Genomic DNA, 17,797 nt, shown 5'->3' with positions numbered 1-17,797 from the left:
GGGAGGAGGGGCGTCACGGGGTGCTCGGGGGGTGCGGGGTGCTTGGCTGCGGGTTCATCGGCGAAGCGTACGTAATTCCGGTGCGGGTCCGTTGTGGGCTGTCCCGCCTGTTCCGCGCGCTCCTTGGCGGGGCGAGTGCGAGGCCCCTCGTGGGCTGGCGCCAGATTCCCGTGCCCCCCCGAACGGGGCAAGTGCGGGTACGTCGTGGCTTGTCGCGCAGTTCCCCGCGCCCCTGGACGGCGCGCGTGCGAGGTCCCTCGTGGGCTGTCGCCAGATCCCCGCGCCCCCCGGACGGGGCAAGCGCGGGCACGTCGTGGCTTGGCGCGCAGTTCCCCGCGCCCCTAGGCCGGGCGGGTGCGAGGTCCCTCGTGGGCTGGCGCCAGATCCCCGCGTCCCTGGACGGCGCGCGTGCGAGGCCCCTCGTGGGCTGGTGCGGCGTTGGCCGTGGCCCCGGGTGGGGTGTGGCGATGCCCGCGCAGCTCCCCAGCTGCGCGGGCATCGGTGCCGTCCGCCGCACCCCCGTCCCCACGGGGTTTCCAGGCCGGATGTCCCCGCCCGGACCGCTCTTCCGGGCCTGGGGCGCCGCTCAGCGCCCCAGCATCACGCCTACGGACGACGCTTGTGTGACCACTGCTTCCCAGCCGCCGAAGACGACCACGAGCAGGGCTGCCAGGGGGAGGACCATGGCCGTCGCCACCAAGGGGTGGCGCGTACCGGACGGGCGGGCGCTGAACGCGGAGAGCCTGCGTCCTTGCGTACGGAGCATGGTCCGCGGTGCCGTGTCCGCCATGGTTCCTCTCCTGACCTATTTCGATGTGGTTCTGGCAGCGGCGGGTGTCTGACCTCGGGGGACGAGTGCTGCACCCGCCGCTTGACCTCAAATTTAGGTGGAGGGGAGGTCCCGGGCGTCATGCCCTCGTACCGATTGGCTGGCCTCCCGGAGGATGACCGACCCGCACGCGTGTACTCCCATGGGTGGAGACGGGGACCTAGGACTCAGGGTCTTCCCGGAGGGGGCGGGCCGCGGCCTCCGAGGCGTCCTCCCTGGGGACCGGCTGCTCCACGAGGGCGAGCACGCGCGTCGCCATGAAGCGCGCCGTGCGCACCACGGATCCACTGCGGGTGACTTCGCTCACTTCCACCACTCCCCTGCGCACCGCCGTCTCCACCCGGCGGCCCGCCCGGCTCGCCACCACCTCGTACGTCCTCGTCGTGTCCCCGGCGTCCACGACTATCTCCACGCGATCACCCTTCACGGGATCAATCCCCCTTCAGTGATGGATGGTTGAAGACAGGGGCGGCCTCAACGGCTCCTTGTCCCCGGCCTTCTGACCACTCTTCGATTTTCCCACCCGGCACTGACAATCGATCGGCCCGCGAGGGCGCGGCCTCTGCACGTGCCCGCCCGTGGAAACGTAAGCTGTGGCTCGTCAAACGGACCGGGTAGCGGGGATGGACATGGCGATGATGCGGCTCCGGCGCGAGGACCCGCGTGTCGTCGGCTCGTTCAGGCTGCACAGGCGCCTGGGCGCCGGCGGCATGGGGGTCGTCTATCTGGGGTCGGACCGGAGGGGGCAGCGCGTCGCCCTGAAGGTGATCCGGCCCGATCTGGCGGAGGATCAGGAATTCCGGTCCCGGTTCGCGCGGGAGGTGTCGGCCGCCCGGCGCATTCGCGGCGGCTGCACGGCGCGGCTCGTCGCCGCCGACCTCGAGGCGGAACGGCCGTGGTTCGCCACGCAGTACGTTCCCGGGCCCTCGCTGCACGACAAGGTCGCCGCCGAGGGGCCGCTCTCCGCGGCCGACGTGGCCGTGGTCGGCTCGGCGCTCGCCGAGGGGCTCGTCGCCGTGCACGAGGCCGGTGTCGTACACCGCGATCTCAAGCCGTCGAACATCCTGCTGTCCCCGAAGGGGCCGCGGATCATCGACTTCGGCATCGCGTGGGCGACCGGGGCCTCGACCCTGACGCATGTGGGTACCGCCGTCGGCTCGCCCGGCTTCCTCGCCCCCGAACAGGTGCGCGGCGCCGCCGTCACCCCCGCCACCGATGTCTTCGCGCTCGGCGCCACGCTGGCGTACGCGGGGATGGCGGACTCACCCTTCGGCCATGGCAGTTCCGAGGTCATGCTCTACCGGGTGGTGCACGAGGAGGCGCAGCTGCACGGCGTGCCGGACGCCCTCGCGCCGCTGATCCGGGCCTGCCTCGCCAAGGATCCTGAGGAGCGGCCGAGCACGCTCCAACTGTCGCTCAGGCTCAAGGAGATCGCCGCCCGCGAGGCCCAGGGCCTCGGCGAGGTGCGGCCGCCCGCGCCGCGGCAGGACCACGACCGGCCGACGGGCCGACTCGCCGAGAGCTACGCGGACCAGCGCACCCAGCGCCGGCCCGCCCCCGGCGTCACTCCCCCGCCGCGGCCGAGTGCGTCCAGAAGCGGGGTGTCCAGGGGCGGGGTGTCCAGGACTGGCGCGTCCAGGAACGGCGCGTCCAGGAGCGGCTCCGCCAAGACCGGCTCGTCCAGGACCGGAGCGCGGCCCTCCGTACCCCGTAATACGACGCGTTCCGGCGGCAGGCCCGCCCCTCGCAGCGGTACCGGGCGGCAGAGGCCGCGCACGACGGGGACGGGGCGGCGGATGATGCCCGCCAATCCGCGGCTGCTGCGGCAGCGGCTCACCGTGTTCGTGGTCGTCACGCTGCTGGTCGCCCTCGGCATCGCGGCGGCGCAGGGCTGCCAGGGCCCCTCCCGGGGCATGGGGGGCGGCCCCTCGGGGGCGCCGGAGCGGGTGTCCTCCCAGGCGGCGCAGGGGCGGGATGCCCCCGGGATCGAAGCGGCGTCCGAGCGGAACACGTAGATGGTGACTCCGCGGGTTGTTCGTAGCTGAGCGCGCAGTTCCCCGCGCCCCTTCGGGCGCGGATTCGTCGTCGCTGAGCGCGCGGTTCCCCGCGCCCCTTCGGGGCGCTTGTCAGTTCTGCGGGCGGCCCGTCGCCACCGCGTAGAAGGCGACCGCCGCCGCCGCGCCCACGTTCAGTGAGTCCACGCCGTGAGCCATCGGGATGCGGACCCATTCGTCGGCCGCGACCAGCGCCTGGGTGGAGAGGCCGTCGCCCTCCGCGCCGAGCATCAGCGCGACGCGGTCCATGCGGTGCGGGGCCACCTCGTCCAGGGACTTCGCCTTCTCGTCGGGGGTGAGGGCGAGGAGGCTGAAGCCGGCCTCGCGCACGCCCTCCAGGCCCTTGGGCCAGGACTCCAGGCGGGCGTACGGGACCGAGAAGACCGCGCCCATCGAGACCTTCACCGAGCGGCGGTAGAGCGGGTCCGCGCAGTCCGGGGAGAGCAGGACCGCGTCCATGCCGAGGGCCGCCGCCGAACGGAAGATCGCGCCGATGTTCGTATGGTCATTTACGGCTTCCATGACGACCACCCTGCGGTGGGTCGCCAGGAGATCGTCGGCCGTGGGCAGCGGCTTGCGCTGCATCGAGGCGAGGGCGCCTCGGTGCACGTGGTAGCCGGTGACCTGCTCGGCGAGGTCCGGGCTCACCGCGTACACGGGGGCCGGCAGCTCGTCGATGACATCGCGCATGACGTCGACCCACTTGGCCGAGAGCAGCATCGACCGCATCTCGTAACCGGCGTCCTTGGCCCGTCTGATGACCTTCTCGCCCTCCGCGATGAACAGACCCTCGGCCGGTTCGCGCCTGCGGCGCAGCTCGACGTCGGTCAGGCCCGTGTAGTCGCGCAGGCGGGGGTCGTCGGGGTCGTCGACGGTGATGAGATCAGCCACAGGGTGATACTGCCTTGTCCTGGGTGGGGTGCCAACGGCCGGGGGCGTGTTCCGTTACCGCTGGTTACTGGGGTGGTGTGCGGGGCGCGCTACGCGCGGGCCTCGGGGCCCACGGTGACGACGTCGCCGATGACGATGACCGCCGGCGGCTTCACCTCGTGGGTGCGGACCGCCTCGGCGACCGTGCCGAGCGTCGCGTCGACGCGGCGCTGGGCGGCCGTCGTGCCCTCCTGGATCAGGGCGAGCGGGGTGCCGGCCGCCTTGCCGTGGGCGATCAGGGCCTCCGCGATCTTGCCGATCTTGTCGACGCCCATCAGGATCACCAAGGTGCCGCGCAGCTTGGCCAAGGACTCCCAGTCGACCAGGGAACGCTCGTCGTCCGGCGCCACGTGGCCGCTGACCACCGTGAACTCGTGGGCGACGCCGCGGTGGGTGACCGGGATGCCCGCCGCCGACGGGACCGAGATCGAGCTGGAGATGCCGGGCACGACCGTGCAGGTGATGCCCGCCTCGGCGAGCGCCTGGGCCTCCTCCATGCCGCGGCCGAAGACGTAGGGGTCACCGCCCTTGAGACGGACGACGGCCTTGCCCTGCTTGGCGTGCTCGATCAGGGCGTTGTTGATCGCCTCCTGGGCCATGAAGCGGCCGTAGGGGATCTTCGCGGCGTCGATCACCTCGACGTGCGGCGGCAGCTCGTCCAGGAGGTCGCGGGGGCCGAGGCGGTCGGCGATGACGACGTCCGCGGCGGCGAGGAGCCGGCGGCCGCGGACGGTGATCAGGTCGGGGTCGCCGGGGCCGCCGCCGACCAGTGCGACGCCGGGGGTCCGGGTGCGCAGGTGCGGGGCGACGAGGCTGCCGTCGCGCAGTCCCTCGACGACCGCGTCGCGGATGGCGGCGGTGCGGCGCGGGTCGCGGTCCTGTACGTCACTCGACAGGACGGCGACGGTGACGCCCTCGGAGCGGCCCGTGGCCGGGGTCCAGGCGGTGGCCGCCTCGGCGTCGTCGGAGCGTACGCACCAGACGCGGTGGGCCTCCGCCTCCGCCGAGGCACGGTTGTTGGCCTCGTCGTCGCTGGTGGCGATCAGGGCGTACCAGGCGTTCTGGAGGTCGCCGTGCTCGTAGCGGCGCCTGGTCCAGGTGATCTCGCCCGCATCGGCCATGGCCTCCACGGAGGGCGTCGCCGAGGGGGATACGAGGAGGACGTCGGCGCCCGCCTTGATGAGCGCGGGGAGGCGGCGCTGGGCCACCTGGCCGCCGCCGAGGACGACGACGCGGCGGCCGTTGAGGCGGAGGCCTACGGGATAGGCGGGGTGTTCGGCCATGCTGACGGCTCCTCCTGGCGGGGGCAGTGCCGCTGCGGCGGTGGAGCGGCTGTTCTGACGTGCGGGTTCAGTATGGCGGGGGCCGGGGGGCCGGGTCGGGTGGCTCTCCCCACACCCGCCCCTTCCCGAAACCGGGACTTCGCCCCCGGGCCCGCCGTCGGGCGGAGGGGGAAGCCCCGGTTCGGGGTCGAGCGCTGCGACGCTACTTCTCGGTGACGCCCGCCGAGTCGAACGTGGCCACCTCGTGCATCGCGCGGGCCGCGCTCTGGACGATCGGCAGGGCCAGGAGCGCGCCGGTGCCCTCGCCGAGGCGGAGGTCGAGGTCGACCAGGGGGCGCAGGCCCAGCTTGTTGAGGGCCGCGACGTGGCCGGGCTCCGCGCTGCGGTGGCCCGCGATGCAGGCCGCGAGGACCTCGGGGGCGATGGCGCGGGCGACCAGGGCGGCCGCGCCGGCGCTCACGCCGTCCAGGACCACCGGCGTACGCAGGGACGCGCCGCCGAGCAGGAGGCCCACCATGGCCGCGTGCTCCAGGCCGCCGACCGCCGCGAGGACACCGATCGGGTCCGACGGGTCGGGCTGGTGGAGGTCGAGGGCGCGGCGGACGACCTCGACCTTGCGGGCGTGCATCTCGTCGTTGATGCCCGTGCCGCGGCCGGTGACCTCGGCGGGATCCACGTCCGTGTAGACGGAGATCAGGGCCGCTGACGCGGTGGTGTTCGCGATGCCCATCTCGCCGGTCAGCAGGGCCTTGTTGCCCGCTGCCACGAGGTCGCGGGCCGTCTCGACGCCGACCTCGATGGCCGCCTTGACCTCCTCGCGGGTCAGGGCGGGCCCGGTCGTCATGTCGGCCGTGCCCGCGCGCACCTTGCGGGGCAGCAGACCGGGCGTGGCGGGGAGTTCGCTCGCCACGCCCACGTCGATGACGCAGACCTCGGCGCCCACCTGGTTGGCGAAGGCGTTGCAGACCGCGCCGCCGCCGAGGAAGTTGGCGACCATCTGCGCGGTCACCTCCTGGGGCCAGGCGGTGACGCCCTGGGCGTGCACGCCGTGGTCGCCCGCGAAGATCGCGACGGCCGCGGGCTCCGGGATCGGCGGCGGGCACATCCGGGACAGGCCGGACAGCTGGGCGGAGATGATCTCCAGCATGCCGAGGGCGCCCGGCGGCTTGGTCATCCGCTTCTGGCGTTCCCATGCCTCGCCGAGCGCCTTGGCGTCCAGCGGACGGATGTTGGCCACGGTCTCGGCGAGCAGGTCGTGCGGGTCCTCGCCGGGCAGCGCGCGACGGCCGTACGTCTCCTCGTGGACGACCCAGGACAGCGGACGGCGCTTGGACCAGCCGGCCTGCATCAGCTCGGGCTCATCCGGGAACTCGTCGACGTATCCCACGCAGAGGTACGCCACCACTTCGAGGTGCTCGGGCAGGCCGAGGGCGCGGACCATCTCGCGCTCGTCGAAGAAGCTGACCCAGCCGACGCCGAGGCCTTCGGCGCGGGCGGCGAGCCACAGGTTCTCGACGGCGAGCGCCGAGGAGTAGGGCGCCATCTGCGGCTGGGTGTGCCGGCCGAGGGTGTGGCGGCCGCCGCGGGTGGGGTCGGCGGTGACGACGATGTTCACCGGGGTGTCGAGGATGGCCTCGATCTTCAGTTCCTTGAACTGCTTCGCGCGGCCCTTGGGGAGGGACTTGGCGTACGCCTCGCGCTGGCGGGCGGCCAGTTCGTGCATGGTGCGCCGGGTCTCGGCGGACTTGATGACGACGAAGTCCCAGGGCTGGGAGTGGCCGACCGACGGGGCGGTGTGCGCGGCCTCCAGGACGCGGAGCAGCACCTCGTGGGGGATGGGGTCGCCGCGGAAGCCGTTGCGGATGTCGCGGCGCTCGCGCATGACGCGCAGGACGGCCTCGCGCTCGGCGTCGTCGTAACCGGGAGCGGCGGTGCCGGGAGAGGTCACGGGCTCGGCGGGCTCCGCGATCTCGGCGGGCTCGGCGGCTTCCTCGTCCTCCTCGATGATGAGGAGTCCCGGCGCCTCGGTGGCGGTCCGCGCCTCCACCGGCTCCGGGGTGTCCTGGGGCGCGAGGGCCTCGGGGCCCTGTGCCGTGTCGGGTGCGTCAGGCGCTTCGGCCATCTCGGGTGCGTCGGCCACTTCGTTCACTTCGTTCGCGTCGATCGGTTCGAACGAGATGACGTCGTCGGCCTCGTCCAACTCTTCGGCCGGGTCGGCCGTCTCGGGGGCGGCCGGGAACTCGGCCGGGGCCACCACCGGGGGTACGGGGGAATCAGCGGACGCGGCCGGAACCGGCGCGTCCTGGACCGGCTCCGCGGCCTCGGGCAGCGCCGTGTCCGCCGCGGCGTCCGCGGCCAGGGGTTCGGCGCCGTCGCGCGGGGCGGGCACCGTGGCCGTCGGGGCCTCGGCGGGGACGGCCTCGGGCGCCGCCGCTCGCGTCGGGTCACCCTGCGGTACGAGGGTCGGGGCGGCGGACTCCGTCGGTGCGGCCGGTGCGACCGGCGCGGCGGGGGCCGGCTGGGCCGCGAGCTGCTCGGCGTCCGCGGTGGTTTCGGCCTCCGGGGCGGGATCGTCCTGCGGGACGACCAGGGGGCGCGGGGGCGTCGGCGCCAGGTGGGGCGTGGTCGGCACCGATCCCTCGACGGGCACGAACTGGCCGATGGGCATGGGCGCTTGGGCGCCGGCCGACTCACCGGGGAGCGGGGCGTACTGGGGCTCGCCCGCGTCCTGCGGGGTGTGCTGCTCGGGCTGGTGCGGGGCCGCGTGCCGCGCCTCGGCGGGGTGGCCGCCGTGCGAGGCGTGGCCGGGCTGGGCGCCGACGGCCATGGCGTACGCGTCCTGGGCGGTGTCCGGGGCGAAGCCGGACCGGGCGGTCTCGGGGGCGAAACCGGGCTGGGCCGTGCCGGGGGCGAAGCCGTGCTGGGTGGTCTCGTCGCTCGGGACCTGCGCGTCGGCCCACGGCTGCGCGGAGGCCATGGCGAACGGAGGCTGCGCGACGGCGGCGGGCATGGCCTCGGCGAACGCAGGCTGCTCCGCCGTCGGAACGTACCCGGACTCGGCGCCGGGCTGCGGGAGGGGGGCGGCTTCGACGCCGGGGCCCGCTTCAGCGGCGGCACCGGGGTCGCCGGAGACAGCGGCATCGGCGGCGTCAGCGGCCTGCGGGAACGCCGCGGGCTCCGGGGCACCCGGAGCCGGAACGGTCAGGTCCGGAACGGCCGCCGCCGGGGCTGCGGACGGCACTGCCGCCTCCGGAACAGCCGCGTCCGGAACAACTGCCTCCGAAACGACCTCCCCCTGCGTCGCCTCCGCGAGCGGCGCGCCCGGGGTGGCCTGTCTCGCCTGTTCCCGCACCTCCGCGGGCAGCTCGGCGGGGCCGGCTTCCGGAGCCGGTGCGGCCTGAAGGTGCTCGGCGGCCTCCGCGCTCCGGGGCTGCTCGGGGACCTGCGGCTCCTCCGCCGCGACCGCGATCGGCTGCGGTACGGGTGTGACGTCAGAGGTCTCTGTGACTGGCGTGCCCTCTGGGACGACCGTTTCTGCTGGTGCGGGATAAGCCTCGTGCTGAGTCAGCGGCTGGGGCTGCGCCTGCTGAGGGGCCCACGGCTCGCCCCCCTGCGGCGGGATCTCACCGAGCTGCGGGGCCGGCAGCGCCGCGTCGTCGCGCGGGATGTCGAGGTACTCGGGCCCGGTCGTCGGCGGCCCCGCGTGCCGCGCGGGCGCGGTGTGCTGCGGGGGCGCCGCCCCGGCGGGGCCCCGGTCGGCCAGCGAGCGTACGGGGCTGGCCGAGCTGTCGGGCACCGCGGGGCCCGAGGGGCCGTGGTGCAGGGGGCGGCGGGAGGGGCCCGGGTGGGAAGCGGCGGGCGCGGCGCCGGGCATGCGGACGCCGTTCAGGTCGACCGAGCCGCTGTCACGGCCCGAGGTCTCGTGCGGTCCCGGCTGATGAGCGGCCTGCGCCTCGCTCCACGCCCCCTGGGCGCCCGGCATCAGCAGCAGATCGTCCTCATCGGCGGGGTTCTCGGAGGAGTCGGCGGGGTCCGCGAAGGTATACGCATCCGGAGCGGGAGCGCCCGGCTGCTGTGCCCCCATGCCCTGCACGGGCCCGGACGGCACACCGTTGCCTGCGCCCTCCGGCAGCCCCTCGCCCGGGACCTGGCCGGTGTCGGTCATGCGTAACCCCTCGCCCATCGGTTAGTGCTTCTTCGACCGCCCCTCGGCCTTCGGCCGGGGAGGCCCCATTGACCGGAGCGGCGCACCAACCGCCCGTCATCCTCAACGAGCGTGCGCGCCGCGCGGCACGAACCGCTGACCGGACAACAGGCATTGTCCCGGTTGGTACGCCGCCGCGGCAGCTTGATCGGCCACGGTCCGCTGTGGACTGCGCCACGTTGCGCGTCCTCCGGCCCTGCCGTACCACACGGGCCCCCCAAAGCGGGTGGACTTTCCGGACCTTGACCAACGAATTGCCGGGCACCCGGGTGCGGTACAACGATCGGCCAGCCTACCTCGCGCCGTGTGGCGACAGGGTCACGGGGAACGGTCCGGCAACCGCCCGGACAGCAGGAACACCACCGTCCGCTTCTCCTCCCGCCAGGCGCGGGTGTCCAGCTCGACGGACTGGAGGAGGGCGCACTCGACGAGGTATCCGTGCTCGGACAGGTCCCTGCCGATGAGTTCGGCGGCGTCGCGCGTCGCGGCGTGCGTCACGATGCGCTGCGGGCGGCGGTCGGCGACGGCGGAGACCACCGCCGCTCCCCCGCCCCCGACGCGTACGACGTCCGGTTCGGGGAGGTCTTCGAGGATGTGCGGCGCGACGCCGTGGACGGTCTGCGCCTGGACGCCGAAGCGGCGGACGGCGGCGGTGGTGCGGCCCAGGGCGTCGGCGTCCTGGTCGACGGCGATCACGGCGGCGCCGAAGCGGGCCGCCTCCGCGGTGAAGGCGCCGCTGCCGCAGCCGATGTCCCAGACGAGGTCGCCCACGCGCGGCCCGGTGCGGGCGAGTTGGGCGGCGCGCAGCCGGTCGCTCTCCCCCTCGCCGAGCCAGATGTCGCCGCCGTACTCCGCGGCGGGCAGTGCCCAGCCGCGCGGCGACGCGGCCGGTTCGCGCCCGGCGATCCAGCCGGTGTCGGAGGAGGGCGTGGTGCCGGATCCGCCGACGACGATGACGACGTTCGGGTCGCGCCAGGTGTGGTCGGCGGCCTTGTCGGAGGTGACCACGGTGACGCGCTCGCGCTCGGTGCCGAGTTCCTCGCAGATGACGAAGGTGCGGTGGACGCCCTGGAGCAGCAGGCTCAGCTCGGCCGGTCCCGCGCCCGGGGAGGTGAGGACGGCGACCTTGGTGTGGGCGCGGCAGACGTTCACGGCGCGGCGCAGGCTGCGGCGGTGGGCGACCACGACCTCGGCGTCGTCCCACGGCATGCCCGCGCGGGCGAACGCCTGGGCTACGGAGGAGACGGCGGGGACCACTTCGACTTCCAGGCCGAATTCGGGGGCGCGCAGGGTGCGTACGACACCGAAGAAGCCGGGGTCGCCGTCGGCGAGGACCACGGCGGTGCCGCGGTGGGCGGCGATGCGGCGGGCGGCCAGGCCCACGCTGCCGAGGCGGATCCGTTCGGCGTGGGCGGGCAGCTCGTCCAGCGCCAGGTGGTGGGCGGCGCCGGCGACGAGCGTGGCGGCGCGGAGCGCGGAGCGTGCCGCCGCGGTCAGCGGCGTACCGTCCCAGCCGATCACCGTGACCCGGTCGGCCATCGTCGTCTGTCTCCTGAGGTTCTCGCGGGTCGTCCGTGCGGTGCGGTGGCTGCGGGGAGCGACCGCGCACGCGGCCAGGGCGAGCGTACCTGGTGGGACTCGGGTGTGCTGGGGAGCCGGGGGGTGTGCCGGGCCGATGGTTCGGCGCGTTCCCGTGCGCGGCGGGCGCGGGCTCAGTTCCAGTCGGAGAACGCGGAGAAGCCGCTCTCGGCGAGGCTGTCGGACACGCCTTCGAGGTCCTCGGGGAGCAGGCTCCACACGATGAGGTCGGTGCGCATCTCGAGCCAGCCGCCGAAGGGGTCGCCGCCGTTTCTCGTACGCGCTATCCAGGCGCCGCGCAGGACGCCCTCGCTGATGCAGCCGATCTTCTGGGCGACCTGCTGGGCTGCGGTGTTGTCGGCTGCGGTGCGCAGTTCGATGCGCTCGAACGCCTGGTCGTTGAAGAGCCACTGGGCGGTGGCGAGCGCCGCCTCGGAGGCGTAGCCCTCACCGCGGGCCCAGGGGGCGATGACGTAACTGAGTTCGCTGGCGCGCACCCGCCAGTCCGTATTGCGCAGATGGATGACGCCGACCAGCCGCTGGGTGAGGAACTCCGTGACGGCGAGGGCGATCCCGCGGCCCTCGGTGCGCTCGGCCGGTGCGAGCCGGGTGATCCAGTCGTGGGCGTCGGCCTCGGTGTAGGGCTGGGGCACGGAGGTCCAGGCGGTGACCATCTCGTCGTTCATCATCTCCGCGTACGCGGAGACGTCGGCGTCCTCGAACGGGCGCAGCACCAACCGCTCCGTGCTGATGGAGACATCGGGGAAGGTGGTCGTCATGCGCCGCTCCGTAACCTGGAACCCTCGGGCCTGCTGAAGTGCCCAGCATGCAGCATGTCGGCGCGCGGACGCACCACGGGGTCCGCTCCTTCATCAGGAGCGGACCCCGTGGTGCGGGCGGGAACGGACTGGGCGTCAGTTCCCTTCGGCGGGCAGGACGGAGCCCTTGTACGTGTCCTCGATGAACCGTTTCACCTCAGGGGAGGTGAGCAGTTCGGCCAGCTTCCTCACCCGTGTGTCGTCCTCGTCGCCCTTCTTGACGGCCAGGACGTTGTTGTACGGGTTGCCCTTCGGCGACTCAAGGAGGATGGCGTCCTTCTTGGGGCTGAGTCCGGCGTCGAGCGCGTAGTTGTTGTTGATGACCGCGGCGTCGAGGTCGTCGAGCGAGCGCGGCAGCTGCGCGGGGTCGAGCGGCTTGATGGTGAGCTTCTTCGGGTTGGACGTGATGTCCTCGGGCGTGGCGGTGCCGCCGACGCCCTTCTTGAGCCCGATGACGCCCTTGGAGGCGAGGAGTTGGAGTGCCCGGCCCTCGTTGGTCGTGTCGTTGGGGACGGCGACGGTCGCGCCCGCCCGCAGCTCGCGGACGTCCTTCAGCTTCTTGTCGTCCTTCGGGTACACGCCCATCGGCGGCAGGTACACCTCGGCGACCGGCACCAGGTCCGTCTTCTTGGACGCGTTGAAGTCCTTGAGGTACGGGGTGTGCTGGTACAGGTTGGCGTCGAGGGAGCCTTCCTGGAGCGCGGTGTTCGGCGTCACGTAGTCCGTGAACTCCGTGATCCGGAGGTCGAGCCCCTTCTTCTTCGCGAGGTTCTCCTGGATGTACGTGAGTACTTCGCCGGCCGGGGTCGGGGTGGCCCCGACGACGAGCGTGTCGCCGCCCGGGCCACTGTCCGTGTCCGCGCCGCACGCGGTGAGCCCCAGCGCGAGGGCCAGGGTTCCGGCCGCGGCGGCGATGACGGACGCACGCATGATCAGAACGCCGCGACGACGGCGCCGTCGTACTTGTCGTCGATGAACTTCTTGACCTCGGGCGAGGTGAGGAGCTTGGCGAGCTTCTTCACGCGCGGGTCGTTCTCGTCGCCCTTCTTCACGGCGAGGAAGTTGCCGTAGGGGTTGCCCTTGGCCTTCTCGGCGACGAGGGCGTTCTTGGCGGGGCTGAGGTCGGCCTCCAGCGCGTAGTTGCCGTTGATCACCGCGGCGTCGACGTCGCTCAGGGAGCGGGGCAGCTGGGCGGCCTCCAGCTCCTTGAACTTGAGGTTCTTCGGGTTCTTGGCGACGTCCTTGGGGGTGGCGTCGAAGCCGACGCCCTTCTTCAGCTCGATGACGCCGTTGTCCGCGAGGAGCTTGAGGGCGCGGGCCTCGTTCGTGGTGTCGTTCGGGACGGCGACGGTGGCGCCGTCCTTCAGGTCGCCGAGCTTCTTGACGCCCTTGGAGTACACGCCGAGGGGCTCCAGGTGCACCGTGCCGTTCGGGACGGGCACGATGTCCGTGCCGTTCTTCTTGTTGAAGTCGTCCAGGTACGGCTTGTGCTGGAAGTAGTTCGCGAAGACCTCGCCCTGCTGGACGGCGGTGTTCGGCGTGACGTAGTCGGTGAACTCCTTCACCTCCAGGTCGAGCCCGGCCTTCTTGGCCAGGTTCTTCTGGACGTACTCAAGGATCTGGCCCTGCGGCGTGGGGGTGGCGGCGACGACGAGCGGGCCGTCCTTGTCGCCCGCGGAGCCCTTCTCGGAGCCGCAGGCGGTGAGCCCGAGGGTGAGGGCTCCGGCGGCGAGGACAGCGGTGGTGATCTTGGCGGTGTTACGCACGAAAAGTGCCTTTCTCCATGGGTGGTGCGGCCCCGCACAGGTGGGCGGGGCGGGCTGCGGGCCTGTGCCCGGTCAGCCGGTCTTGGTGGTCGACTCGGCGGCGACGGTGCCGGGCAGCACCCCGCGCAGCGGCCGGAACAGCAGCAGCGGACCGGAGCCGCCGCCGCGCTTGTGCAGCCTGCGGGCGGCGTAGTCGCCCGCGAACTGGATGATCGAGATGGCCACGGCGAGGATCGCCACGGTGATCCACATCAGCTCGGTCTCGAAGCGCTGGTAGCCGTAGCGCAGCGCGAGGTCGCCGAGGCCGCCGCCGCCGACCGTGCCCGCCATCGCGGAGTAGCCGATGAGCGCGACGATCGTGGTGGTGGCGCCGGAGATCAGCGAGGGCAGCGACTCCGGTACGAGGACCTTGCGTACGACGGTCCAGGTGGAGCCGCCCATCGACTGCACGGCCTCCACGAGCCCGCCGTCGACCTCACGGATCGAGGTCTCCACCAGGCGCGCGAAGAACGGGATGGCGCCGACGGCGAGCGGCACGAGGGCGGCCTCGCGGCCGATCGTGGTGCCGGTGACCCAGCGCGTGAAGCCCATCAGGGCGACCATCAGGATGATGAAGGGCATCGAGCGGGCGATGTTCACGATCTGCCCGATGACCTTGTTGAGCACGGCGTTCTGCAACAGCGCGCCGCGCTCGGTGAGGACGAGCAGGATGCCGAGCGGCAGTCCGGCGACGACGGCTATCAGCGTCGACCAGCCCACCATGTACAGGGTGTCCCAACAGGCCTGCTCCAGCAGGGGCTGCATCTCCGACCAGGTCACTTGGCACCTTCCTTGACCAGCAGCGTGTCGTCCTGCGGAGCGCTCGCGAGGCCCTCGCCCGCGATCTCGACCTGGAGGCCCTGCTCGCGCAGGAACCCGATCGGGACGACGTTCTCCTCGAAGCGGCCGGGCAGTTCGATGCGCATGCGGCCGACCTGCTTGCCCGCGACGGTGTCCATCGCGGCGCCGAGGATCGAGATGTCGATGTTGTACGTGCGTGACAGCTGGGAGATGACCGGCTGGGTCGCGGCCTCGCCGTGGAAGGTCACGTCGACGACGGTGCGGTCCTCGCCGGTGGCCTCGCCACTGACGGGGAAGAGCGCGGCGGCCAGCTCGGAACCGGGGGTGGCGAGGAGTTCGCTGACGGTGCCGGACTCGATGATCTGTCCCCGCTCCATGAGGGCGGCGGAGTCGCAGACGCTCTTGACGACGTCCATCTCGTGCGTGATGAGCAGGACGGTCAGGCCGAGCTGCTGGTTGAGGTCGCGCAGGAGCTGGAGGATGGAGCGGGTGGTCTCCGGGTCGAGCGCGCTGGTCGCCTCGTCGGAGAGCAGCACCTTCGGGTCGCCGGCGAGCGCGCGGGCGATGCCGACGCGCTGCTTCTGGCCGCCCGAGAGCTGCGCCGGGTAGGACTTCGCCTTGTCGGCGAGGCCCACCAGGTCGAGCAGTTCGAGGGCCTTGCGGGAGCGCTCCTGGCCGGACAGGCCGAGGATTTCGAGCGGCAGCTCGACGTTGTCCTGCACGGTCCGCGAGGACAGCAGGTTGAAGTGCTGGAAGACCATGCCGATGCGGCTGCGCGCCCGGCGCAGCTCCCGGCCCGCGCGCGGGCCGCGGCCGGCCAGGGCGGTGAGGTCCTGACCGGCGACGGTCACCGTGCCGGAGGTGGGGCGCTCAAGGAGGTTGACGCAGCGGATCAGGGAGGACTTGCCGGCGCCGGACTGGCCGATGACGCCGTACACCTCGCCCTCTCGTACATGCAGGTCGACTCCGTCGAGGGCGGTTACTTCACGACCGCGTGAGCGGTAGACCTTGGTGAGGCCGGAAGTGGTGATCACAGGGGATTCCGTCACTGTCGAGTGCGCGGCGTGGGTGTGGCCGGGCACGGGGCATTCGTTCGGAACGCGGCACGGTTCTCGCGGTGGCGAAAGGAACCGGAGGACGTGTGCGCGGGGGCGGGCTCGCTTCCTGCGTCGGTACGGCTTTCGTCGCGTACGTCGTGCGGGGGCGGGGCACAGCGGCTTCGCTTCGGGGCGCGAGGCTCTTCAGTGGTGCGGGGGCCCTCAGAAGGCGCACATTCGACACATACAACGAGCACCGGGCGTCATCGTCGCCTCGGTCGCAAGGGTGCGGCTGCTCGTCGTGGTCATGGGGAGAAGTAAAACACGCGTGAGGACGCCGTCCGCCACCGCTGTCCGTATAGCGGACAGCGGTGGGACGGGACCGGGCGGCCCGGCCGCGCCGGTCAGTCGGCGATCGTGATCTCCACGCCACCCGCCGTGGCCTGCGCCGACACGGCGGAGAGGTCCTTGACCAGGACATCCGCGGAAAGCTCGGAGCTGTTGTGCGTTGTGGCCAACGCCACGGTGGTCATGCCCGCGGCCCGCCCGGCCTGGAGACCGGCCGGGGCGTCCTCGAAGACCACGCAGCGCGCCGGGTCGACGCCGAGCTTGCGGGCCGCGAGGAGGAAGGGCTCCGGGTCGGGCTTGCCGCGGGTGATGTCGTCGGCGGCGATCAGCAGACCGGGCCGAATGCCGACCTCGGCGAGCCGGGCCTCGGCGAGGACGCGGGTGGCGGAGGTGACGACGGCCCAGCGGAGGGGGGCACCTCCCTGCGCGAGCGGAGCCGAGGGCTCGGGGGACGGCAGGGAGTCGAGGAGTTCGCGGGTGCCGGGGAGCAGTTCGACACCGCCGGCCACGTCGGAGACCTCCAGCTCCTCGATCCGGGCCACGGCCTCGGCGACCTTCTCCGGCGGCAGCAGGTCGGCGGCTATCTCGGCGGCGGGGCGGCCGTGCAGTTCGACCCGGGCGAACTCCTCGGCGGTGATCCCGTACTCCCGCGCCCACCGCGTCCAGCAGCGGTAGACCGACGCGAGGGAGGAGATGAGGGTGCCGTCGTTGTCGAACAGGAGCGCTTCGGCCTGAATCTTCATGGCGTCCGAGCGTACGGGGCACCCCGGGGGCAGGCGCATCGGGTCAAAGGGCCCGTAATAAAGTCACGGGCATGCTTGTTGCCCTGACGATCGCGACCTCCGTGGCCGCGCTCGCCCTCGCCGCCTGGTGCGGTTTCGCCGCGTACCGCGACCAGCCGACCAAGGACTGGCACTTCATCGGCATGGGTGTGGTGACCTTCCTCGCCCTGGTCCAGCTGATCGTCGGCATCGTCCTGCTCGCGCGCGGCGAGGACCCGGAACAGGGCACGACGATCTTCGTGGCGTATCTGCTCGGCTCCTTCGCGTGCGTACCCGCGGCGGGCTTCATGTCGCTCGCCGAGCGCACCCGCTGGGGCTCCCTGACGGTCGCCGCGGGCGGCGTGGTCCTCGCCGTGCTCGAAGTGCGGCTCTACGACATCTGGGGTGGCTGAGGTGGCCGAGGCCGAGAAGACCGCAGCGGGCGCGGACGGCGGCGCCCGCCGGAAGCTGATCACCGGGCCGGGCATTCTGCTGCTGTGGCTGTACGGCGTGATGGTCGTCGGCGCGGTGTCGCGCTCGGCCGTGCAGATCTCGACGGACTTCGACAGGGCCCCGCTCGCCTACTCCCTGTCGGCGCTGGCGGGCCTCGTCTACGGCTTCATCACGTACTCCTTGGTACGCGGCGGCGAGACGGCCCGCAGGGCGGCGCTGGTGTGCTGCGCCGCCGAGCTGGTGGGCGTGCTCGCCGTGGGCGCGTGGACGCTGGCGGAACCGTCCGCCTTCCCCGACTCCACGGTGTGGTCGGACTTCGGCATGGGCTATCTGTTCATTCCGGTGCTCCTGCCGGTGACGGCGATCTTCTGGTTGATCAAGGCGCGGCGGGCGGCGTGAGCGACGGGAAAATCCCCTCGCTCGGCTGAACTCCCTTGCTATGGTGCGCCGATGCCATCGATCAAGCAGTTCCAGGTGACCTTCGACTGCGCGGAACCGGAGCGCCTCGCCCGCTTCTGGTGCGAGGTGCTGGGGTACGTCGTACCGCCGCCGCCCGAGGGGTACACCACCTGGGACGACTTCAAGCAGGCACAGCCACCGGAGGAGCGGGACGCGTGGTTCGCGTGCGGTGATCCCTCGGGTGTGGGCCCGCGGTTGTTCTTCCAGCGCGTTCCCGAGGGGAAGGTCGCCAAGAACCGGGTGCATCTCGATGTGCGGGTCGGCACCGGACTGGTGGGGGAAGAGCGCGTGGCCGTGCTTGAGGCCGAGTGCGCGCGTCTGGTCGCGCTCGGTGGAGTACGCGTACGGCTGCTGCTCGCCGATGAGGAGAACGAGTCGTGCCTCGTGATGCAGGACGTCGAGGGCAACGAGTTCTGTCTCGACTGAACGTCCTGCGC

The 17,797-nt window shown here is 72.5% G+C and carries 16 protein-coding genes; 4 read left to right on the top strand and 12 right to left on the bottom strand.

The window, feature by feature from the left end:
* Positions 1–586: 586 nt before the first annotated feature.
* Together IG54_RS0115375 and IG54_RS0115370 are read right to left on the bottom strand one after the other, a co-directional pair.
* Positions 587–790, bottom strand: a complete 204-nt coding sequence (locus IG54_RS0115375; protein ID WP_030783185.1) for a hypothetical protein — start codon at positions 788–790, stop codon at positions 587–589.
* 199 nt (positions 791–989) lie between these two features.
* Complete coding sequence (locus IG54_RS0115370; protein ID WP_030783183.1) at positions 990–1,256, bottom strand: hypothetical protein; 267 nt, start codon at positions 1,254–1,256, stop codon at positions 990–992.
* Positions 1,257–1,452: 196 nt separating this feature from the next.
* Here IG54_RS0115370 and IG54_RS0115365 point away from each other — a divergent pair, with 196 nt between their 5' ends.
* Complete coding sequence (locus tag IG54_RS0115365) at positions 1,453–2,844, top strand: serine/threonine-protein kinase (protein ID WP_051819524.1); 1,392 nt, start codon at positions 1,453–1,455, stop codon at positions 2,842–2,844.
* A gap of 111 nt (positions 2,845–2,955) precedes the next feature.
* On the opposite strand, the gene IG54_RS0115360 is transcribed toward IG54_RS0115365, so the two are convergent.
* The 10 genes from IG54_RS0115360 to IG54_RS0115315 form a co-directional block, all read right to left on the bottom strand.
* Positions 2,956–3,774, bottom strand: coding sequence for a TrmH family RNA methyltransferase (locus IG54_RS0115360; RefSeq protein ID WP_030783178.1), 819 nt, complete (start codon positions 3,772–3,774; stop codon positions 2,956–2,958).
* Between the two features lie 89 nt (positions 3,775–3,863).
* Positions 3,864–5,096, bottom strand: a complete 1,233-nt coding sequence (cobA, locus tag IG54_RS0115355; RefSeq protein ID WP_030783175.1) for a uroporphyrinogen-III C-methyltransferase — start codon at positions 5,094–5,096, stop codon at positions 3,864–3,866.
* 202 nt (positions 5,097–5,298) lie between these two features.
* Positions 5,299–9,261: a nicotinate-nucleotide--dimethylbenzimidazole phosphoribosyltransferase gene (gene cobT / locus IG54_RS0115350; protein ID WP_030783172.1), complete on the bottom strand. Its 3,963-nt coding sequence runs from the start codon at positions 9,259–9,261 to the stop codon at positions 5,299–5,301.
* A gap of 357 nt (positions 9,262–9,618) precedes the next feature.
* The gene (gene cbiE / locus IG54_RS0115345; protein WP_030783169.1) at positions 9,619–10,839 is read right to left on the bottom strand and encodes a precorrin-6y C5,15-methyltransferase (decarboxylating) subunit CbiE; all 1,221 of its coding nucleotides are present in this window, start codon (positions 10,837–10,839) and stop codon (positions 9,619–9,621) included.
* 173 nt (positions 10,840–11,012) lie between these two features.
* Positions 11,013–11,657, bottom strand: a complete 645-nt coding sequence (locus tag IG54_RS0115340; protein WP_030783165.1) for a GNAT family N-acetyltransferase — start codon at positions 11,655–11,657, stop codon at positions 11,013–11,015.
* A gap of 135 nt (positions 11,658–11,792) precedes the next feature.
* Positions 11,793–12,626, bottom strand: a complete 834-nt coding sequence (locus IG54_RS0115335; protein WP_030783161.1) for a MetQ/NlpA family ABC transporter substrate-binding protein — start codon at positions 12,624–12,626, stop codon at positions 11,793–11,795.
* 2 nt (positions 12,627–12,628) lie between these two features.
* Positions 12,629–13,462, bottom strand: coding sequence for a MetQ/NlpA family ABC transporter substrate-binding protein (locus IG54_RS0115330; protein WP_030783158.1), 834 nt, complete (start codon positions 13,460–13,462; stop codon positions 12,629–12,631).
* Positions 13,463–13,534: 72 nt separating this feature from the next.
* A complete protein-coding gene (locus tag IG54_RS0115325; protein WP_051819523.1) occupies positions 13,535–14,281 on the bottom strand; it encodes a methionine ABC transporter permease in 747 nt (248 codons plus the stop codon).
* Complete coding sequence (locus IG54_RS0115320) at positions 14,278–15,336, bottom strand: methionine ABC transporter ATP-binding protein (RefSeq protein ID WP_030783151.1); 1,059 nt, start codon at positions 15,334–15,336, stop codon at positions 14,278–14,280. Before IG54_RS0115320 ends, IG54_RS0115325 begins: the two co-directional genes overlap by 4 nt.
* Positions 15,337–15,743: 407 nt before the next feature.
* Positions 15,744–16,430, bottom strand: coding sequence for an HAD family hydrolase (locus IG54_RS0115315; protein WP_030783149.1), 687 nt, complete (start codon positions 16,428–16,430; stop codon positions 15,744–15,746).
* 71 nt (positions 16,431–16,501) lie between these two features.
* On the opposite strand from IG54_RS0115315, the gene IG54_RS0115310 reads away from it, so the two are divergent.
* From IG54_RS0115310 to IG54_RS0115300, 3 genes are read left to right on the top strand one after another with little or no spacing between them, the layout of a single operon-like run.
* Complete coding sequence (locus IG54_RS0115310) at positions 16,502–16,861, top strand: hypothetical protein (protein ID WP_030783146.1); 360 nt, start codon at positions 16,502–16,504, stop codon at positions 16,859–16,861.
* Positions 16,854–17,300 carry a hypothetical protein gene (locus IG54_RS0115305; protein ID WP_420712256.1) on the top strand — a complete coding sequence of 149 codons (447 nt, stop codon included), beginning with the start codon at positions 16,854–16,856 and terminating at the stop codon, positions 17,298–17,300. Before IG54_RS0115310 ends, IG54_RS0115305 begins: the two co-directional genes overlap by 8 nt.
* 51 nt (positions 17,301–17,351) lie before the next feature.
* The gene (locus tag IG54_RS0115300; RefSeq protein ID WP_030783142.1) at positions 17,352–17,786 is read left to right on the top strand and encodes a VOC family protein; all 435 of its coding nucleotides are present in this window, start codon (positions 17,352–17,354) and stop codon (positions 17,784–17,786) included.
* Positions 17,787–17,797 lie beyond the last annotated feature (11 nt).

This window comes from Streptomyces sp. NRRL S-920, assembly GCF_000717945.1.
GTDB lineage: Bacteria > Actinomycetota > Actinomycetes > Streptomycetales > Streptomycetaceae > Streptomyces > Streptomyces alboniger.
This window is presented reverse-complemented; position numbering and strand designations above follow the sequence as displayed.

Bases quoted from the DNA above. Each gene is read 5' to 3' on its own strand.
- cobT (WP_030783172.1), bottom strand. From the start codon at position 9,261: ATGACCGACACCGGCCAGGTCCCGGGCGAGGGGCTGCCGGAGGGCGCA.
- IG54_RS0115365 (WP_051819524.1), top strand. From the start codon at position 1,453: ATGGACATGGCGATGATGCGGCTCCGGCGCGAGGACCCGCGTGTCGTC.
- IG54_RS0115310 (WP_030783146.1), top strand. From the start codon at position 16,502: ATGCTTGTTGCCCTGACGATCGCGACCTCCGTGGCCGCGCTCGCCCTC.
- IG54_RS0115340 (WP_030783165.1), bottom strand. From the start codon at position 11,657: ATGACGACCACCTTCCCCGATGTCTCCATCAGCACGGAGCGGTTGGTG.
- IG54_RS0115300 (WP_030783142.1), top strand. From the start codon at position 17,352: ATGCCATCGATCAAGCAGTTCCAGGTGACCTTCGACTGCGCGGAACCG.
- cobA (WP_030783175.1), bottom strand. From the start codon at position 5,096: ATGGCCGAACACCCCGCCTATCCCGTAGGCCTCCGCCTCAACGGCCGC.
- cbiE (WP_030783169.1), bottom strand. From the start codon at position 10,839: ATGGCCGACCGGGTCACGGTGATCGGCTGGGACGGTACGCCGCTGACC.
- IG54_RS0115335 (WP_030783161.1), bottom strand. From the start codon at position 12,626: ATGCGTGCGTCCGTCATCGCCGCCGCGGCCGGAACCCTGGCCCTCGCG.
- IG54_RS0115375 (WP_030783185.1), bottom strand. From the start codon at position 790: ATGGCGGACACGGCACCGCGGACCATGCTCCGTACGCAAGGACGCAGG.
- IG54_RS0115315 (WP_030783149.1), bottom strand. From the start codon at position 16,430: ATGAAGATTCAGGCCGAAGCGCTCCTGTTCGACAACGACGGCACCCTC.